The organism is Rathayibacter sp. AY1B5 (assembly GCF_002932795.1).
Lineage (GTDB): Bacteria > Actinomycetota > Actinomycetes > Actinomycetales > Microbacteriaceae > Rathayibacter.
Genome location: NZ_PSWM01000005.1, coordinates 40,577 through 57,698, shown reverse-complemented (window position 1 = coordinate 57,698; position 17,122 = coordinate 40,577). Strand labels below are relative to the sequence as shown.

Genomic DNA, 17,122 nt, shown 5'->3' with positions numbered 1-17,122 from the left:
GCGCCCTGCCTGCGAGATGCCACTTCGGTACGCCTTGTGCGGCGTGTCGCGTACCGAAGCGGCATCTCGCGGAGGGGGGAGAGCGCGGCGCGGAGGCACGGACGCTGGGGAGCCCGGGCTTCGCGCGCAACCTCCTGGAGGGACGGCGGGAGCGCGACGCACGCTGGGGGACGACGACACAGGAGGCGGCATGCGCGCGATGGTCTACCGGGGCCCCTACAAGGTCCGCGTGGAGGAGAAGGACCGGCCGAGGATCGAGCACCCGAACGACGCGATCGTCCGGGTGACGATGGCGGCGATCTGCGGATCCGACCTGCACCTCTACCACGGGCTGCTCCCGGACACCCGGATCGGCCACACCTTCGGCCACGAGTTCATCGGCGTGGTCGACGAGGTCGGCTCGTCGGTGCAGAACCTCAGCGTCGGCGACACCGTGATGGTCCCGTTCACCATCTACTGCGGCTCCTGCTGGTTCTGCTCCCGCGGCCTCTACTCCAACTGCCACAACGTGAATCCGAACGCCACCGCGATCGGCGGCATCTACGGCTACTCGCACTCGGCGGGCGGCTACGACGGCGGGCAGGCCGAGTACGTGCGCGTCCCGTTCGCCGACGTGGGCCCGACGAAGATCCCCGAGTGGCTGCCGCACGAGGACGCCCTGATGCTCACCGACGCCTTCTCGACCGGCTACTTCGGCGCGCAGCTCGGCGACATCGTCGAGGGCGACACGGTCGTGGTGCTCGGAGCCGGACCGGTCGGCCTGGCCGCCGCGCGCTCCGCCTGGCTGATGGGCGCCGGCCGAGTAATCGTCGTCGACCAGATCGACTACCGCCTCGCCAAGGCCCGCGACTTCGCCTTCGCCGAGACCATCGACTACACCGAGGAGGACGACCTGATCGTCACCCTCAAGAAGACCACCGGCGGGCTCGGCGCCGACGTCGTGATCGACGCGGTCGGTGCGGAGGCCGACGGGAACCTCCTCCAGCACGTCACCGGCGCGACGCTCAAGCTGCAGGGCGGCTCGCCGATCGCGCTGAACTGGGCGATCGACGGCATCCGCAAGGGCGGCACCGTCTCGGTGATGGGCGCCTACGGTCCGCTCGCGAGCGCCGTCAAGTTCGGCGACGCCGTCAACAAGGGCCTCACGCTGCGGATGAACCAGGCCCCCGTCACCCGGCAGTGGCCGCGCCTGTTCGAGCACATCCGGGCCGGGCACATCACGCCCAGCGGCCTGATCACGCACCGCATCCCGCTCGAGCACATCGCCGAGGGGTACCACCTGTTCTCGTCCAAGCTCGACGGCTGCATCAAGACCGTCGTCGTCCCGTAGGAGGATCCCGTGCCGTACACCGCCGACCGCCCCGTCCGCGTGCCGACCGCCGAGGAGCTGCGCGCCCGCATCCCGGGCTGGGGCGCCGACCTCGACCCCGCCGACCGGCCCGCGTTCCCGCGCGAGCGCAGCGACCTGGTCTCGGGCGCGCACTGGGAGCGTCCGGAGAGGATGCGGTCGCACGGCCGTCGCGAGAAGAGCATCGAGCACCTCGAGCTGCCCGCCGTCTTCGGCACGGCCCAGCCCCTCCACGGGATCTCGGGCGCGATCCGCCGCTACGCCTACGACCGGTTCAGCGAGGGGCGCCACGCGCACAGGCTGCTGCTCGTGCTGGGCGACCGGGTGGAGTCGACGGGAGCCCACCTCCGCTCGCTGCTCACGGCCCGGCCGGACGATCCGATCACCGAGTCCGGCGTGCCGGCCGAGGCGCACGCGCATCCGATCGCCTCGCGCCGCGGCCGGACCGACGTGCGCCACCAGGTCCTCGACCCGCTGCTCGTCGGCGGTCCCTGGGTCCTCGCGGCCCTCGGCGCCGTGGCCGTCGCCCGCCGCCTCCTCCGCTGACGCCCGATCCCCCTCCTCGCGAGAGGCCGCTTCGGTACGCCTCCGTCGGGGTGTCGCGTACCTGAGCGGCGTCTCGCGGAGGGGACGGGGGTCAGCGGCTGCGGGGCGCGGCGCCGGCTGTCGGCGCGGTGCGGGTGTCGACGCTCGCCGTGAGTGCCGCGGAGTAGCCGGACGCCGGGCTGCCGGACATCGTCGCGAGCTGCAGGGTCCCGCCGTCGTCGCCGAAGACGGAGTCGGACTCCAGGCGGACCCGGGCGAGGTTCGCGGCCGAGCCCGCGTAGGCGTCGAGGGCGTAGACCGCGGTGCACGCCTCCTCCTGCAGGGCGACCTGCGAGGTCGCGATCGCGTTCGCCGCGCCGGTGATCGAGTCGACTCCCGGGTACACCTCGAAGTGGATGTGCGGCCAGCGGCCGGAGTAGCAGGCCGGGACGATCGAGGCGAAGGAGACGACGCCCGACGCGTCGGCGACCTGCACGCCGCGGAGGTACGTCTCGTCCTCGACGCCGCTGGAGTACATCGAGTAGTCGCCGTTCGCGTCGCAGTGCCAGACGTACACGGCGGCTCCGGCGAACGGCACGCCCCCGTCCGCCGCGTCGAGGATCGTCAGAGTGAGCGCGAGGGGGACTCCGTCGGCCGTCGCGCCGCCGCCGATGCTGGTGCGCAGGTCGCTGCGGACGATCCCGGAGCGCTCGAGGACGTCGACCCCGTTCGAGCCGTCGCCCGGGTAGGGGCCGGCCGTCTCGTCGGGGATCTCGTCGGCGACCGCGGTGGCGGTCCCGGCCGGGGCGGTCGCTGCGGCGGAGGAGGAGGAGGCCGAGGAGGCGGAGGCGGATCCCGAGCCTCCGGTGGCGCACGCCGCGAGCCCGAGGGTCGCCGCCCCCGCGCCGACCAGCGTCAGCACGCCGCGCCGCGAGAAGAGGGTCCCCACGTCGAACGGGAGGCCCTGGTCGACCACCTCCTCCTCGGGGCGGTCGAGCCGGCGGCCCTCGTAGGCCGGTCCGTCGGGCGTGCTGCGGGGCTCCGGAATGCGGGTCATGGTCGTGCTCCTCGTCGATCGTGGTGTCCGTCGCGAGCGACTCTGGCGGCCGAGGCTCTGCGCCTCCGATGACCGTCCTACGACCCTCCTCTGAGGCTCCTACGACCCTCCTCCGACCGACCTGCCGAGCGTCCTGCGGCCGTCCTCCGATGCCGCGACGCCTCTCAGGGCGCCCCGAACCCGGCCGCCGCGAGCACCGCGCGCCCGGCGTCGGAGGCGACGTACGCGACGAAGGCCGCCGCCGTGGCCGGGTCGCCCGCTCCGGTCAGTGCCGCGATCGGGTAGGTGTTCACCGCCTCCGAGGCCTCGGCGAACGGGATGCCGGTGACCGAGCCCGCGGCCCCGCGCACGTCCGTCGCGTAGACGAGCCCGGCGTCCGCCTCGCCCGAGGACACCTTGCCGAGCACGTCGGTGACCGACGACTCCTCGCTCACAGGGGAGAGGTCGATCCCGGCGGCCTGCTCGACCGCGACGGCCGCTGCTCCGCACGGCACCTGCGGCGCGCAGACGACGGTGGCGGTCGCGGGCCGGGCGAGATCGGCGAGCGAGGCGACCTGCGCCGGGTTGCCGGGGGGCACGGCGATCTCGAGCGTGTTCGTGGCGATGTCGACCGGGTCCCCGTCGACGAGCCCCGCCTCGGCGACGGTCGACATCGTGCGCTCGTCGGCGGAGGCGAAGACGTCGGCCGGGGCACCGTTGACGATCTGCGTCGCGAGGTCGGAGGAGCCGGCGAAGGAGAGCTCGACCTCGGCGCCGGGCTCGGCGGCCTCGAACCCCGTGGCGAGCTCGGTGAACGCGCCCTTCAGCGAGGCGGCGGCGAAGACGGTGATGGAGCCGCCGGTCGAGGACGTCGCGTCGCCGGTGGCCGCACCGCCGGCAGGGGACGAAGGAGCGGAGCAGCCCGCGAGCAGGAGGAGCGCGGCGGCGGCGGGGACGAGGGTGAGCAGGCGGCGACGCACGGGGACCTCCGGATCGGGAGTCCGCAGATGCGGCGGACAGCTGATCCTAGATCCTCAAGTGCGGTGGACGGCCGGGCGACGCACCTGCGCGGAACGACCGGTCCCGCGACGCACAGCGGCGGGCTGACCGCAGCCCTCCGGCTCCGGCCCGCCCGCCGCTCGTCGCGGCCGCCTCGACGGCGGCCCTCCGCTCAGCGCTGCGGCGGCGAGTAGAACTGGAGGTCGTTGCCCTCCGAGTCCTTGAAGGGGAGGATGCGGCCCCACTCGTGGTCGCTGATCTCGCCCTCGATCGACGCGCCGCGCGCCGTGAGGCGCTCCAGCTCGTCCTCGATCGAGCCCTCGGGCTGGAACGAGACGACCGCCCCGCCCTGCTCCGCGACCGTGGCCGACTCGCGGGCGTTCAGGCCGATCATCAGCCCGCCGGCGTCCAGCTCCGACCAGTCGTCCGAGGTGTCCTTGACCTCGAGGCCGAGCGTGTCGCGGTAGAACGCGACCGCCCGCTCCATGTCCGTGACGGGGACCCAGACCGTTGCGACTCCTGATGCCATGTCGTGCTCCTTCGCTCGATGATGCCGTTCCTCCGACGCTAGGTCGGGGACGCCCGGAGTGGGGGCCCTTGCGCCGACGCGCGGAGGCTGCTCTCGCGCGGCGCCTCTCCGCCGGGGCGCCCGCGCGCGAACGCCCCGCGCCCCCGCCTCAGCGCTCGGCGACGAAGCGGTGCACCACCGCGAGGTCCTCGTAGCCGAGGCCCGCGTCGACGAGGTCGCGGAACACGGTGCGGAGCGTGCCGAGCAGCGGAGCGGAGGTGCCCGTCGCCTCCGCCTCGTCGGCCGCGGCCCGCAGGTCCTTGTCCATGAAGGAGGCGACGCCGGTCGGCGTGTAGTCGCGGGCGACCAGGGCGGCGCGCTTGGTCTCGAGCACCCGGCTGCCCGCGTAGCCGCCCTGCAGCAGGGCGAGCAGCGTGTCGAGGTCGAGGCCGGAGCGCTCGGCGATGACGGCGGCCTCCGCGATCGCGGTCATGGTCGCGGCGACGACGAGCTGATTGCAGGCCTTCGCCACCTCGCCGGCGCCGAGCGGTCCGAGGCGGACGGCGGTCCCGCAGGCGGACAGGACGGGCAGCACCCGGGCGACGTCCTCCTCCGCCCCGCCGACCATGATCGAGAGGGTCCCCGCCTCGGCGCCCTCGGTGCCGCCGCTGACGGGAGCGTCCACGAGGCGGAGCCGAGGGTGGCGGCCCGCCAGCTCGCGCAGGCCGGAGGCGGACACGCTGGAGCAGACGGCGAGCACGAGGTCCGCCCGGGCCGCGAGCACGCCCTCCTCTCCCTCGAGCACCTCCTCGAGCTGCGGCAGGTCCGGCACCATCGCGATCAGCACGTCCGAGGCGGCGGCGAGCGAGCGGGCGGAGTCGTGCCACTGCGCCTCGGGGACGGCACGGCGGGCGCGGTCGGCGGAGGCGGGGCGCGCGGTGATCCCGAGCGGGACGCCGGCGGCGACGAGGCGACGGGCCATCGGGGCGCCCATGCTCCCGAGCCCGACGAAGCCGGTGCGGACGGGCGGGAGGGCGGCGGTCGAGGTGTCCGGCATGCGCCCAGCATACCGAACACGGTTCACAGGAGTGAAGTAGGGTGGGCGCGGGCCGATCCGGGGGAGAGCCTCCCGCACCGTCCCGCGAAGGGACATCCGTGACCGATCGCCTCCGCGTCGTCGTCGCCTCGCCGCTCAGCCCCGAGCTGATCGCCCGCATCGTCGAGCTCGAGCCGCGCCTCGACGTCGTCGCCGACCAGAGCCTCCTCCCTCTGATGCGCCACCCCGGCGACCACGGCGGAGACCCCTCCTTCCGGCGCACCCCGGAGCAGCAGCGCGCCTTCGACGAGCTGGTCGACTCCGCCGACGTCCTCTACGGCGTGCCGGACGAGACCCCCGCCGCCCTCGCGCGCACAGCCGCCGCGAATCCGCGCCTCCGCTGGGTGCAGACGATGCCCGCCGGCGGAGGCGCGCAGGTGCGGGCCGCGGGGCTCGACGACGCGCAGCTGGAGCGCATCGCGTTCTCGACCTCGGCGGGAGTCCACTCCGAGCCGCTGGCCGAGTTCGGGGTCTTCGGACTCCTGGCCGGTGCCAAGTCCCTCCCGCGCCTCCAGTCCCTCCAGCGCGAGCGCGTCTGGGGCGGCCGGTGGACGATGGGGCTGATCTCGGAGCAGACGGTCCTGATCGTCGGGCTGGGCACGATCGGGCGAGCGACGGCCCGCACGCTCCGGCAGCTCGGCGCCCGCGTGATCGGCACGAGCCGCCACGAGACCGAGGTCGAGCACGTCGACGAGATCGTCGCCCCCGACGCGATCGCGGAGGTGGCGGGCCGGATCGACGGGGTCGTCGTCACCCTCCCCGGCACCGCCGCCACCGAGAAGCTGGTCGGCTCCGAGTTCTTCGCCGCGCTGCGCCCCGGCGCCTCGTTCGTCAGCGTCGGCCGCGGGACGGTCGTCGACGAGGAGGCACTGCTCGCCGCGCTCGACGACGGCCGCGTCGGCTTCGCCGCGCTCGACGTGGTGGCGGAGGAGCCGCTCGAGCAGGGCAGCCCGCTCTGGAGCCACCCGAGCGTCCTGATCAGCCCCCACACCGCGGCGCTGAACGTCGCCGAGGACCGCCTGATCGCCGAGCTCTTCGCGCGCAACGCCACCCGCTTCCTCGACGGGGAGCCCCTGATCAACCGAGTCGATACGGTGGAGTTCTACTGACACCGCCCCCGCGAGAGGACGACATGGCCCGCCCCGATGCGCCCCCGACGACGGCCGACTCCGACAGGGGCTCGGGCGCCCCGGCCGTGTCGCGCGCTCTGCGGATCCTCGACCTCCTCGCCGACGCGGGCGGCCCGCGCACGCTGACCGACATCGCCCGCGAGCTCGGGATCGCCAAGTCGTCGACCTCGAACCTCTGCGCCGCGCTGGAGGAGGGGCGGCTGATCCGCCGCGTCGGCTCCGGCTTCCTCCTCGGCCGGCGCACCGTCGAGCTCGGCAGTCACTACCTCGCCGGCTTCGACCCGGTGCGCGAGTTCTACCGGCTCTGCGAGGAGTCGCCGGTGCTCTCTCGTCAGCTGGTGCAGATCGCGCTGCTCGACGGCACCCGCGTCCTCTACCTGGCGGTGCACGAGGGGCGGGAGCGGTTCGCGCTCTCCGCGAGCGTCGGCGACAGGTATCCCGCCTCCGCCACCGCCGTCGGGACCGCGCTGCTGGCCGAGCTCGACGACGCCGAGATCGCCGAGCGCTTCGCCGACGACCGCGACATCGTCGTCTTCACCGACCGGTCCACGTCCTCGACCCGCGAGCTGCTCCGCAAGGTCGCCGCGGCGCGCCTGCGCGGCTACGCGATCGACGACGGCGAGCTGCACCCCAGCGTCCTGGGCGTCGCCGTCGCGGTCCCGGCCGCGACCCGCTCCGATCTCTCGGTCGCGGTCGGCGTCTCGCTGGTCCGGCCGGTCGCCGACGATCAGGAGGAGGTCGTCGCGGCACTCCGCGAGGCCGCCGCGGCGCTCGACCGCCCGCCCCTCGTGGCAGGGACGCCCGCCTGACGCCTCAGCGTCCATTCTGTTGAATGGCGTTCACTGGGCTGTTACGCTCGGCCCATCCCGCCTCTGCGGGCCGGAGTGAGCGAGGCACCGTGGCGAGCAGCAGCACCAGCACGACCGGCGTCGATCCGAGAGGCGTCCGCTGATGCGCCTCGCGCGGATCCGTGCCGAGGGCGGCCCGGCCGTCGTCCTCCAGGTCGCGGGGGAGTGGTGCGAGATCGAGGACGCCTTCGCCGCGGAGCCGGTCGAGACGGGCCGCCGCTGGCCCGTCGAGGGCGCGCACCTGCTGGCCCCGGTGGAGCCCCGCGTCATCCTCGGCATGGCGCACAACGGCTCCGCGGCCGACCGGCAGCTGCCTCCGCAGGCCTTCCACAAGACGGCGCACACCCTGGCCGGGCCCGGCGATCCGATCGTGCTCGACGAGGGCATCGGCCCGGTGGTCGTCGAGGGCGAGCTCGCCCTGGTCATCGGCCGCACCGCGCGGCACCTCACCCCCGAGGACGCGCTCGCGCACGTGCTCGGAGCGACGGTCGCGAACGACGTCACCGCTCCCGGGATGATCGCCGCCGACGGCCTCTTCCTCCAGGGGAAGAACGGCGACGGCTGGACGCCGCTCGGTCCGTGGATCGAGACCGGGGTCGACGTCGACGCGGTCGGCATCACGGTGAGCGTCGACGGGGAGGTGCGGGCCGTCTCCTCGACCGATCGCCTCGGCTGGCGCGCCGCGGAGATCCTGGTGCACCTCACCTCCCACCTCACGCTCCACCCGGGTGACGTGGTCCTCACCGGCTCGCCCGGCACGGCCGTCGAGGTCGGGCCCGGCCAGGAGGTGCTGATCGCCCTCGACGGGATCGGCGCGCTCGCGAGCCGCACCGTCGCGGGCCCTCCGCGCGCGGCGCCTCCGCAGCCCTGACATCCGCCCCGACCCTCTGGAGGAACCGTGCTCTTCGACCTGACCGACCGCGTGGCGCTCGTCACCGGATCCAGCCGCGGCATCGGCCGCGCCGTCGCCACCGGCCTCGCCGAGGCGGGCGCCACCGTCGTCCTGAACGGCCTCGACCCCGAGCGCCTCGAGGCCGCCCGCGCCGAGCTCGCGGAGCGGTTCCCCGGCACGGACGACCGCCCGCGGATCCACGCCCGCGCCTTCGACGTCACCGACGACGCGGCCGCCGAGGCGGGCGTCGCCTGGATCGAGGAGGCGGTGGGACCCCTGCGCATCCTGGTCAACAACGCCGGCGTCCAGCACCGCGTGCCCCTGCTCGAGCTCGAGGTCGCCGATTGGGAGCGGGTGCTGCGCACGAACCTCACCAGCGCCTTCCTGGTCGGCAGGGCGGCGGCGAAGCGGATGATCCCGCGCGGCGCCGGGAAGATCGTCAACGTCGCCTCGGTGCAGGCCGATCTCGCGCGGCCGACGATCGCGCCCTACACGGCCTCGAAGGGCGGGATCCGCAACCTCACCCGCGCGATGACGGCGGAGTGGGCGCAGCACGGCATCCAGGTCAACGCGATCGCTCCGGGCTACATCCACACCGAGATGACGCAGGGCCTCGTCGACGACGAGGCGTTCGACAGCTGGATCCGCGGCCGCACGCCCGCCGCGCGCTGGGGCCGCGTCGAGGACCTGATCGGCCCCGCCGTCTGGCTCGCCTCCGACGGCTCCGACTACGTCAACGGGCAGGTCGTCTTCATCGACGGCGGCATGACCGTCGTCGTCTGAGACACCCCTCGACCCACGAACGGAACCCGCATGACCGCGCTCGTCCCCGACTCCACCACCCGCGTCGTCGTCCACGCCGCCGGCGACCTCCGCGTCGAGGAGGCGCCGCTCGAGCCGCGCGGCCCCGGCGAGGCCCTCGTCGCCGTCGCGTACGGCGGGATCTGCGGCTCCGATCTGCACTACTGGACGCGCGGCGCCGCGGGGGAGTCGATCCTCCGCGAGCCGCTGACGCTCGGACACGAGGTGGTCGGCACGGTCGTCGAGTCCGCGGCGGACGGCTCCGGCCCCCCGGTCGGCGCGGCCGTCGCCGTGCACCCCGCGACCGCCCGCGGCGACTGGCCCGACGGGCGCCCGAACCTCGCGACCGAGGGCACCTACCTCGGCAGTGCCGCGCGGATGCCGCACACCCAGGGCGCGTTCGCCCGCCACGCGGTGCTGCCGGCGCGCATGCTCCGCGAGCTGCCGGCCGGCCTCGGGCTCCGGGAGGCGGCGCTCGCGGAGCCGGCGAGCGTCGCCTGGCACGCCGTGTCGCGCGCCGGGGAGGTAGCGGGACGGCGTGCGCTGGTCATCGGCAGCGGCCCGATCGGAGCGCTGATCATCGCGGTGCTGAAGCGGGCGGGGGCGGCCGAGATCGTCGCGGTCGACCTGGCCGAGGAGCCGCTCGCGATCGCCCGCGCGGTCGGCGCGACCCGGACGATCCGCGCGACCGACGCCGACGCGATCGCCGAGGTCGCCGCCGACGTCGTCTTCGAGTCCTCGGGCAGCCCGCGCGGCCTCGCCTCGGCCGTCCGGGGCGCCGCTCGCGGGGGCACCGTCGTGATGGTGGGACTCCTCCCCTCGGGCGAGCAGCCGGCCCTGATCTCGCTCGCGATCACCCGGGAGCTGCACCTGATCGGCTCCTTCCGCTTCGTCGACGAGCTCGACGAGGTGCTGGCGGCGCTCGCCGACGGCAGCCTCGCGGTGGCGCCCGTGGTCACGCAGGTGCTGCCGCTGGTGCGCGCGCTCGAGGCCTTCGAACTCGCCCGCGACGCCTCCCGCTCGAGCAAGGTGCTGCTCGACTTCACTCCGTGACGGGCGCTCGAGGCGCCTCCGGAGGGTCGGGATCGCCCGAGCGTTCGGGGTTCCCTCGGACGGCGGCGCCGCCGGAGCACTACCGTTGCACCATGGCGTCCACCGATACCCCCGATTCCGCCCCCGAAGCCGACACCGCTTCCGAGAGCGCCCCCACGCTCACCTTCTCCGACCTCGGTCTCTCCGACCCGGTCCTCAAGGCCCTCAAGGAGGTCGGCTACGAGACGCCCTCGGCCATCCAGGCCGCGACGATCCCGTCCCTCCTCTCCGGCCGCGACGTCCTCGGCGTCGCCCAGACCGGCACCGGCAAGACCGCGGCGTTCGCGCTGCCGATCCTCTCGCGCCTCGACGTCTCGCAGAAGACGCCGCAGGCCCTCGTGCTGGCCCCGACCCGCGAGCTCGCCCTGCAGGTCTGCGAGGCGTTCGAGCGCTACGCGTCCGGCCTCCGCGGCGTCCACGTCCTCCCCGTCTACGGCGGCCAGGGCTACGGCACCCAGCTCTCCGCGCTCCGCCGCGGCGTCCACGTCGTCGTCGGCACGCCCGGCCGCATCATGGACCACCTCGAGAAGGGCACCCTCGACCTCTCGCAGCTGAAGTTCCTGGTGCTCGACGAGGCCGACGAGATGCTCAAGATGGGCTTCGCGGAGGACGTCGAGACGATCCTCGCGGACACCCCCGTCGAGAAGCAGATCGCGCTGTTCTCGGCGACGATGCCCGCGCAGATCCGCCGCATCTCCGGCAAGTACCTGAAGGAGCCGGAGGAGATCACGGTCAAGAACAAGACCACGACCTCCGTCAACACCACCCAGCGCTACCTGATGGTGTCGTACCCGCAGAAGGTCGACGCCCTCACCCGCATCCTCGAGGTCGAGAACTTCGAGGGCATGATCGTGTTCGTCCGCACGAAGAGCGAGACGGAGACGCTGGCCGAGAAGCTGCGCGCCCGCGGCTACACCGCGGCGGCGATCAGCGGAGACGTCGCCCAGGCCCAGCGCGAGCGCACCGTCGAGCAGCTGAAGTCGGGAAAGCTCGACATCCTCGTCGCCACCGACGTCGCCGCCCGCGGCCTCGACGTCGAGCGCATCAGCCACGTCGTCAACTACGACATCCCGATCGACACCGAGTCGTACGTGCACCGCATCGGCCGCACCGGCCGCGCGGGGCGCAGCGGAGCGGCGATCAGCTTCGTCACGCCGCGCGAGCGCCGCCTCCTCGCCGCCATCGAGAAGGCCACCCGCCAGCCGCTCACGGAGATGCGGATGCCGAGCGTCGAGGACGTCAACGTCACCCGCCTCTCGCGCTTCGACGACGCCATCACCGCGGCGCTCGCCGACACCGAGCGCCTGCAGCGCTTCCGCGACATCATCGGCCACTACGTCGAGCACCACGACGTGGTCGAGTCGGACGTCGCCGCCGCGCTGGCCATCGTCGCGCAGGGCGAGGAGCCGCTGCTGCTCTCGCCCGACGACCCCCGCTTCGCCCGTCGCGAGCGCGAGGACCGCGACTCCCGGCCCGACCGCGGCGACCGCCCCGAGCGCGGCGACCGCTTCGACCGCGGCGGCGACCGGGGCGAGCGTCCCGAGCGCCGTCAGCGCCCGGCGAACAGCAACCTCGCCTCCTACCGGATCGAGGTCGGCCGCCGCCAGCGCGTCGAGCCCCGCCAGATCGTGGGCGCGCTCGCGAACGAGGGCGGCCTCAACCGCGGCGACTTCGGGCACATCGACATCCGCCCGGACTTCTCGATCGTGGAGCTGCCGGCCGACCTGCCCCAGGACGTCCTCGACCGCCTCGCCGACACCCGCATCAGCGGCCAGCTGATCGAGCTGAAGCCCGACCGCCGTCCGAGCCGAGCGGGCGCCGACCGCGGCGCACGCCCCAGCGGCCCGAGCCGCTCGAGCGAGCGCCCGGAGCGCAAGCCGCGCTACTGACGGCTCCGTCCCAGGCGGACGGCCCCCCCCCTCCGCGAGATGCCACTCCGGTACAGCGACACCCGCGTGTCGCGTACCGAAGTGGCCTCCGGCGTTCATGCGGGTGCGAGGGCGGCCTCAGCGGCGCAGGACGCGCCGTGCCAGCACGTTGCCGAGCAGCTGCACCAGCTGCACGATCACGATGATCACCAGCACCGCCGCCCAGGTGACGACCGGCTCGAACTGCCGGTAGCCGTACTGGATCGCGAAGTTGCCGAGCCCGCCGGCACCGATGTAGCCGGCCACCGCCGACATGTCGATGACGGCGACGAACACGAACGTGTAGCCGAGGATCAGCGGACCGAGCGCCTCCGGCAGCAGCACCGTGCGGACGATCCGGAACCGGCTCGCTCCGACCGAGCGCGCCGCCTCGATCACGCCGGGCTGCACGGTCAGCAGGTTCTGCTCCACGATCCGCCCGATGCCGAAGGCGGCGCCGAGCGAGAGGGTGAAGACGATCGCGTCCGTGCCGATGCCGGAGCCGACCACCAGCCGGGCCAGCGGCTGGGCCGCGGCGATGAAGATGATGAACGGGATCGGCCGGAACACGTTCACGATCACGTTCAGCAGTCCGTAGACCGCCCGGTTCGCGTAGAGGGCGCCGCCGCGGGTGAGCGCGAGGCCCAGGCCGATCAGGAGTCCGCCGAGCCCGCCGAAGAGGAGGCTCAGCGCGACGATGTACAGCGTCTCGCCGGTCGCCTGGACGAGCTTGGGCAGGAGCGGGATCAGCTCGTTCATCGGGGCACCTCCGTGAGGGCGACGCGTCCGCCGAGGCGGGCGAGGAGGGGGTCGACGACGTCGTCCGGAGCGTCGAGGGCGACCGTGAGGTGGCCGAAGGCCCGTCCGCGGACGTCGGTGATACCGCCGTAGACGAGCTCGAGCGGCACGCCGGCGGCCGCGACCTCGGCGAAGACGTCGCCCTGCGAGGCGGAGTCGTCCGAGAACGAGAGCGTGACCAGGCGGCCGCGGTGGCGCGCGCGCAGCACGGCCGCCTCCGCGGGCGAGGGCACCGATCGGACGACGGTGGAGACGAAGCGGCGGGTGACCGGCTCGCGCGGGGCCGAGAACACGTCGAAGACGGGCCCGCGCTCGACGATGCGGCCCGACTCCATCACCGCGACCTTCGTCGCGAGCTGCTGGACCACGTCCATCTCGTGCGTGATCACGACGATCGTGACGCCCAGCTCCTCGTTGATGCGGCGGAGGAGGGCCAGCACCTCGCCGGTGGTGTCCGGGTCGAGGGCGCTGGTGGCCTCGTCCGCCAGCAGGATGCGCGGGGAGGCGGCGAGGGCGCGGGCGATGCCGACGCGCTGCTTCTGCCCGCCCGAGAGCTGCTCCGGGTGGCTGCGGGCCTTGTCGCTCAGGCCGACGAAGCGGAGCATCTCGTCGACGCGGGCGCGCTGCTCCGCCCGCGGGACGCCCGCGACCTGCAGCGGGTAGGCGACGTTCTGCTGCACGGTCTTCGAGCCGAAGAGGTTGAACTGCTGGAAGATCATCCCGATCCCCAGGCGCAGCCGGCGCAGCTCGCGCTCGGGCAGGCCGACTGTCTCGCGGCCGTCGATCTCGATGCTGCCGCTGGTCGCGGGCTCGAGGGCGTTGACGAGGCGCGCGAGCGTGCTCTTGCCGGCGCCGGAGTAGCCGATCACGCCGTAGACGTCGCCCGCCTCGATCTCGAGGCTCACGCCGTCGACGGCCGCGGTCGGGGCGGCGCCGCGCCCCGCGCCGGGGTACACCTTGCGCACGTCGGTCATGCGGATGAGCGGCACGGGGCGCCCTTTCTGTCGCGGGGGAGGCGCGGGACCGCGCCGGTGGGGAGCTCCGCGGGCGGAGGACCCGACCAGCACCGTGCCGCGGGGGTCAGGAGGCGGCCGAGATGTCGGTCTCGGCCGACTCGAGCGAGGTCTCGAGCTCGGAGGCGGGGGTCTTCAGGAAGACCGCGGTGCCGCCGGACTGCTCCGAGACGCCGTCGAGCACGTCCTGGCTGTCCTGGTAGATCGAGACGAGCTTCGTGTAGGTCTCGTTCGAGGCGTCGTCGGCGCGGGCGGCGAAGACGTTCGTGTAGAGCAGGGAGGCGGGGTCGCTCGGGTCGTCCTGGGCGATCGCGTCCTCGGCGTTCAGCCCGGCGTTCTCGATGAAGTCGTTGTTGATGACCGCGGCGGCCACGTCCGGGAGCGACGTCGGGGTGAGCGAGGCCTCGAGCGCGGTGACCTGGACCTTCGAGGAGGGCTCCACGTCGTCGACGTTCGAGAGCACTCCGCCGCCGTCCTTCAGCTCCACGAGCCCGGCCGACTGCAGCACCAGCAGCGCGCGCGCCTGGTTGGTCTCGTCGTTGGGGATCGCGATGGTGGAGCCGGCCGGGATGTCGGCGACGTCGTCGTACTTCGAGGAGTAGAGGCCGAGCGGGTAGATCGCGGTCGCGCCGATCGGGACGAGGTCGGCGTCGGCCGAGGTGTTGTACTGCGCCAGGTAGGCGATGTGCTGGAACTGGTTGAGGTCGATCTCGCCCTCGGTGAGAGCCGGATTGGGCTGGTTGTAGTCGCTGAAGTCGACGATCTCGATGTCGATCCCGGCGTCGGCGGCGGCCTTCTCGTAGGTGGCCCAGTAGGGATCGCTCGCGCCCACGACGCCGATGCGGACGGTGTCGTCGCCGCCGCCCGCGCCGGAGCAGCCGGCGAGGAGGAGGGCGGCGGAGGCGGCGATCGCGGAGGTCGCGAGGAGTCGGGTGCGCAGAGTCATGGCTGTGGGGATCCTTCCGGGAGAGGATCCGGGCACTCGGCGCCGGCCGGGCGGTGCTGGTCACCGCCGGCGCTGCGACCGGCCTTCCGGTCGCTCGGCGCCGCGACTGCGCGGATCCCGGAGATCACCTTACGAAGGTGGCCGGACCCGCGCGAAGGCCGCGCGTAACACGGCGACTCGGAGCGGCGCCGCCGCGCGCTCAGCTCGCGAGTGCGCCGTCCTCGCCCGCCGACGCCTCGTGCGTGGCGATCCGCTTCGCGATCGCGTCGCGCTCGGCCCGGAGCGACGCGATGGTCGGCTTGTCCAGGCGGGGGTCGGCCAGGTCGGCGAAGGGGCTCGCGGCGCCGGTGCGCGCGGACACGAGCGCGGCGTACGTCTTCGTCGCGGCGCGGAGCTCGGCTCCGGCCCGTTCGACCTTCCGCGGCTTCGACTCCTTGTCCGACACGAGTCGGGCGTGCTTGTCGAGGGCCTCTACCAGTGCGCGGTGCGCAGCGTCAATCTTCTTGCTCATAGGCGCATTATGGCGCAGGATCGGCGCACAGCACCGAACGCGATCCCGCACCCGCCCTCCGTCACCCTTCGCGAGATGCCGCCTGTGACGACGACACGCCGTGGCGGGGCGTCACAGGTGGCATCTCGCGGGGAGAGGACGGACGGGTCAGCGGGCGACCGGCGTGGAGACGGACGACGCGCCCGCGCTGGTGGCGACCGCGTCGAGGACCCGCTGCACGTCGAGGGCGTCCGCGAACGTGGGCGTGACGGCGGTGCCGCCGGCGATCGCCTCGACGAGGTCGACGACCTGGTGCGTGAAGAGGTGCTCGTAGCCGATGCCGTGCCCGGTCGGCCACCAGGCCGACATGTACGGGTGCGCCGGCTCGGTGACCTGGATGCGCCGGAAGCCCTGCGCCTCCTCGGGGTCGCGGGCGTCGTAGTACTCGAGCTCGTTCATCCGCTCGAAGTCGAACGCGATCGAGCCGAGCTCGCCGTTCACCTCGATGCGGTTGGCGTTGCGGCGGCCGGTCGCGACGCGGGTGGCCTCGAAGACGCCCAGAGCGCCGCCCTCGAAGGAGGCGGTGAAGGCCGCGGCGTCGTCGACGGTCACGGCGCCGCGCGGGGCGTCGGCACCGGCGCGGCCGCCGAGGCCGACCTGCTCGCTGAGCACGGGGCGCTCGGTGGTGAAGGTGCGCATCGTCGCCGAGACGGAGGTGATGCCGCGGCCGGTCAGCCACTGGGCGGTGTCGATGCTGTGCGCGCCGATGTCGCCGAGGGCGCCCGAGCCGGCGCGCTCCTTCTGCAGGCGCCAGGTCAGCGGCGCCTCGGAGTCGGACAGCCAGTCCTGCAGGTACTGGGCGCGGACGTGGCGGATGTCGCCGAGGCGGCCCTCCTCGATGAAGCGCTTGGCGAGGGCGAGGGCCGGGGTGCGGCGGTAGCTGAAGCCGCACATCGCGACCTTGCCGGAGGCGGCGGCCGCGGCGACCATCCGCTCCGCCTCCTCGACCGAGTTGGCGAGGGGCTTCTCGCACAGCACGTGCTTGCCGGCCTCGAGGGCCGCGACGGCGATCTCGGCGTGCGTGTCGCCCGGGGTGCAGATGTCGACGAGGTCGATGTCGTCGCGGGCGATGACGGCCCGCCAGTCGGTGGAGGCCTCGCTCCAGCCCAGCCGCTCGGCGCGCTCGGCGGTCGAGTCGGGGTTGCTCCCCACGAGCACGGCGAGCTCGGGGCGGAGGGGGAGGGGGAAGAAGCGGGAGGCGGTGCGCCAGGCGTGCGAGTGGGTGCGGCCCATGAAGGCGGTCCCCACCATCGCGACGCGCAGGGCTCGGTCGTTCGACATCGTCGTCCTTTCGTCGGCCGTACGACCCTGCCACGGGTCGGGGCGCGGGCGCTACCGCGCTCGGCGAGGCCGCCTCCACGGCGACGCGCCCGGGCTGCACGGACAGGAGCGTGTTCATAGGGTTCGGAGAGCGCTCTATCACGGACGGAATGTCTCAACCGCCGCCGTCAGATGTCGCGTAATCCCGCGGATCCCTGCCCTGACGCGGTAGCAGGGAGCCCTCCGGGCGACTGGGCGATCACCGCAACCGCCTTCGAATCGGTTCAGAACTTTTGCTTGACCCGCGACGTAAGTGGAAGTAGCTTCATCCGCATGGTCACCGCAGACCCCCGCAGCACTGCTGCACAGCCTC

At 73.6% G+C, this 17,122-nt stretch carries 17 protein-coding genes; 8 read left to right on the top strand and 9 right to left on the bottom strand.

The window, feature by feature from the left end; genetic code table 11:
• Positions 1 to 190 precede the first annotated feature (190 nt).
• Positions 191 to 1,330 carry a zinc-dependent alcohol dehydrogenase gene (locus C5D44_RS05100; protein ID WP_104281040.1) on the top strand — a complete coding sequence of 380 codons (1,140 nt, stop codon included), beginning with the start codon at positions 191 to 193 and terminating at the stop codon, positions 1,328 to 1,330.
• 9 nt (positions 1,331 to 1,339) lie between these two features.
• Positions 1,340 to 1,894: a hypothetical protein gene (locus C5D44_RS05095; protein ID WP_104281039.1), complete on the top strand. Its 555-nt coding sequence runs from the start codon at positions 1,340 to 1,342 to the stop codon at positions 1,892 to 1,894.
• A 91-nt stretch (positions 1,895 to 1,985) separates the two neighbouring features.
• Here C5D44_RS05095 and C5D44_RS05090 read toward each other — a convergent pair whose 3' ends face one another.
• From C5D44_RS05090 to C5D44_RS05075, 4 genes are all read right to left on the bottom strand, one after another.
• Positions 1,986 to 2,930, bottom strand: a complete 945-nt coding sequence (locus C5D44_RS05090; protein ID WP_104281038.1) for an intradiol ring-cleavage dioxygenase — start codon at positions 2,928 to 2,930, stop codon at positions 1,986 to 1,988.
• A gap of 164 nt (positions 2,931 to 3,094) precedes the next feature.
• A complete protein-coding gene (gene modA / locus C5D44_RS05085; RefSeq protein ID WP_104281037.1) occupies positions 3,095 to 3,889 on the bottom strand; it encodes a molybdate ABC transporter substrate-binding protein in 795 nt (264 codons plus the stop codon).
• A gap of 191 nt (positions 3,890 to 4,080) precedes the next feature.
• Complete coding sequence (locus tag C5D44_RS05080) at positions 4,081 to 4,437, bottom strand: VOC family protein (RefSeq protein WP_104275895.1); 357 nt, start codon at positions 4,435 to 4,437, stop codon at positions 4,081 to 4,083.
• 148 nt (positions 4,438 to 4,585) lie between these two features.
• Positions 4,586 to 5,473 (bottom strand): NAD(P)-dependent oxidoreductase, encoded by an 888-nt coding sequence (locus tag C5D44_RS05075; RefSeq protein WP_104281036.1) that lies wholly within the window; start codon positions 5,471 to 5,473, stop codon positions 4,586 to 4,588.
• Positions 5,474 to 5,571: 98 nt separating this feature from the next.
• Between C5D44_RS05075 and C5D44_RS05070 the strand changes: the two genes are divergently transcribed.
• From C5D44_RS05070 to C5D44_RS05045, 6 genes are all read left to right on the top strand, one after another.
• On the top strand, positions 5,572 to 6,621 hold the full coding sequence (locus C5D44_RS05070) for a D-2-hydroxyacid dehydrogenase (RefSeq protein ID WP_104281035.1): 1,050 nt from the start codon (positions 5,572 to 5,574) through the stop codon (positions 6,619 to 6,621).
• A 23-nt stretch (positions 6,622 to 6,644) separates the two neighbouring features.
• Complete coding sequence (locus C5D44_RS05065) at positions 6,645 to 7,451, top strand: IclR family transcriptional regulator (protein ID WP_104281034.1); 807 nt, start codon at positions 6,645 to 6,647, stop codon at positions 7,449 to 7,451.
• Between the two features lie 142 nt (positions 7,452 to 7,593).
• Positions 7,594 to 8,361 carry a fumarylacetoacetate hydrolase family protein gene (locus C5D44_RS05060; RefSeq protein ID WP_104275891.1) on the top strand — a complete coding sequence of 256 codons (768 nt, stop codon included), beginning with the start codon at positions 7,594 to 7,596 and terminating at the stop codon, positions 8,359 to 8,361.
• A 27-nt stretch (positions 8,362 to 8,388) separates the two neighbouring features.
• A complete protein-coding gene (locus C5D44_RS05055; protein ID WP_104275890.1) occupies positions 8,389 to 9,165 on the top strand; it encodes an SDR family oxidoreductase in 777 nt (258 codons plus the stop codon).
• 30 nt (positions 9,166 to 9,195) lie between these two features.
• Positions 9,196 to 10,236, top strand: a complete 1,041-nt coding sequence (locus C5D44_RS05050; RefSeq protein WP_104281033.1) for an L-idonate 5-dehydrogenase — start codon at positions 9,196 to 9,198, stop codon at positions 10,234 to 10,236.
• Between the two features lie 92 nt (positions 10,237 to 10,328).
• On the top strand, positions 10,329 to 12,164 hold the full coding sequence (locus C5D44_RS05045) for a DEAD/DEAH box helicase (RefSeq protein WP_104237941.1): 1,836 nt from the start codon (positions 10,329 to 10,331) through the stop codon (positions 12,162 to 12,164).
• 117 nt (positions 12,165 to 12,281) lie between these two features.
• Here C5D44_RS05045 and C5D44_RS05040 read toward each other — a convergent pair whose 3' ends face one another.
• The 5 genes from C5D44_RS05040 to C5D44_RS05020 form a co-directional block, all read right to left on the bottom strand.
• Positions 12,282 to 12,941, bottom strand: coding sequence for a methionine ABC transporter permease (locus C5D44_RS05040; protein WP_104281032.1), 660 nt, complete (start codon positions 12,939 to 12,941; stop codon positions 12,282 to 12,284).
• Positions 12,938 to 13,969, bottom strand: coding sequence for a methionine ABC transporter ATP-binding protein (locus C5D44_RS05035; RefSeq protein ID WP_258067886.1), 1,032 nt, complete (start codon positions 13,967 to 13,969; stop codon positions 12,938 to 12,940). The genes C5D44_RS05040 and C5D44_RS05035 overlap by 4 nt, the downstream gene beginning before the upstream one ends.
• 91 nt (positions 13,970 to 14,060) lie before the next feature.
• Entirely contained in the window at positions 14,061 to 14,939 is an 879-nt protein-coding gene (locus C5D44_RS05030; protein ID WP_104275887.1) for a MetQ/NlpA family ABC transporter substrate-binding protein, read from the bottom strand.
• Between the two features lie 199 nt (positions 14,940 to 15,138).
• Complete coding sequence (locus C5D44_RS05025) at positions 15,139 to 15,450, bottom strand: hypothetical protein (protein ID WP_104275886.1); 312 nt, start codon at positions 15,448 to 15,450, stop codon at positions 15,139 to 15,141.
• A gap of 147 nt (positions 15,451 to 15,597) precedes the next feature.
• On the bottom strand, positions 15,598 to 16,770 hold the full coding sequence (locus C5D44_RS05020; RefSeq protein WP_104275885.1) for a Gfo/Idh/MocA family protein: 1,173 nt from the start codon (positions 16,768 to 16,770) through the stop codon (positions 15,598 to 15,600).
• Positions 16,771 to 17,122: the final 352 nt, after the last annotated feature.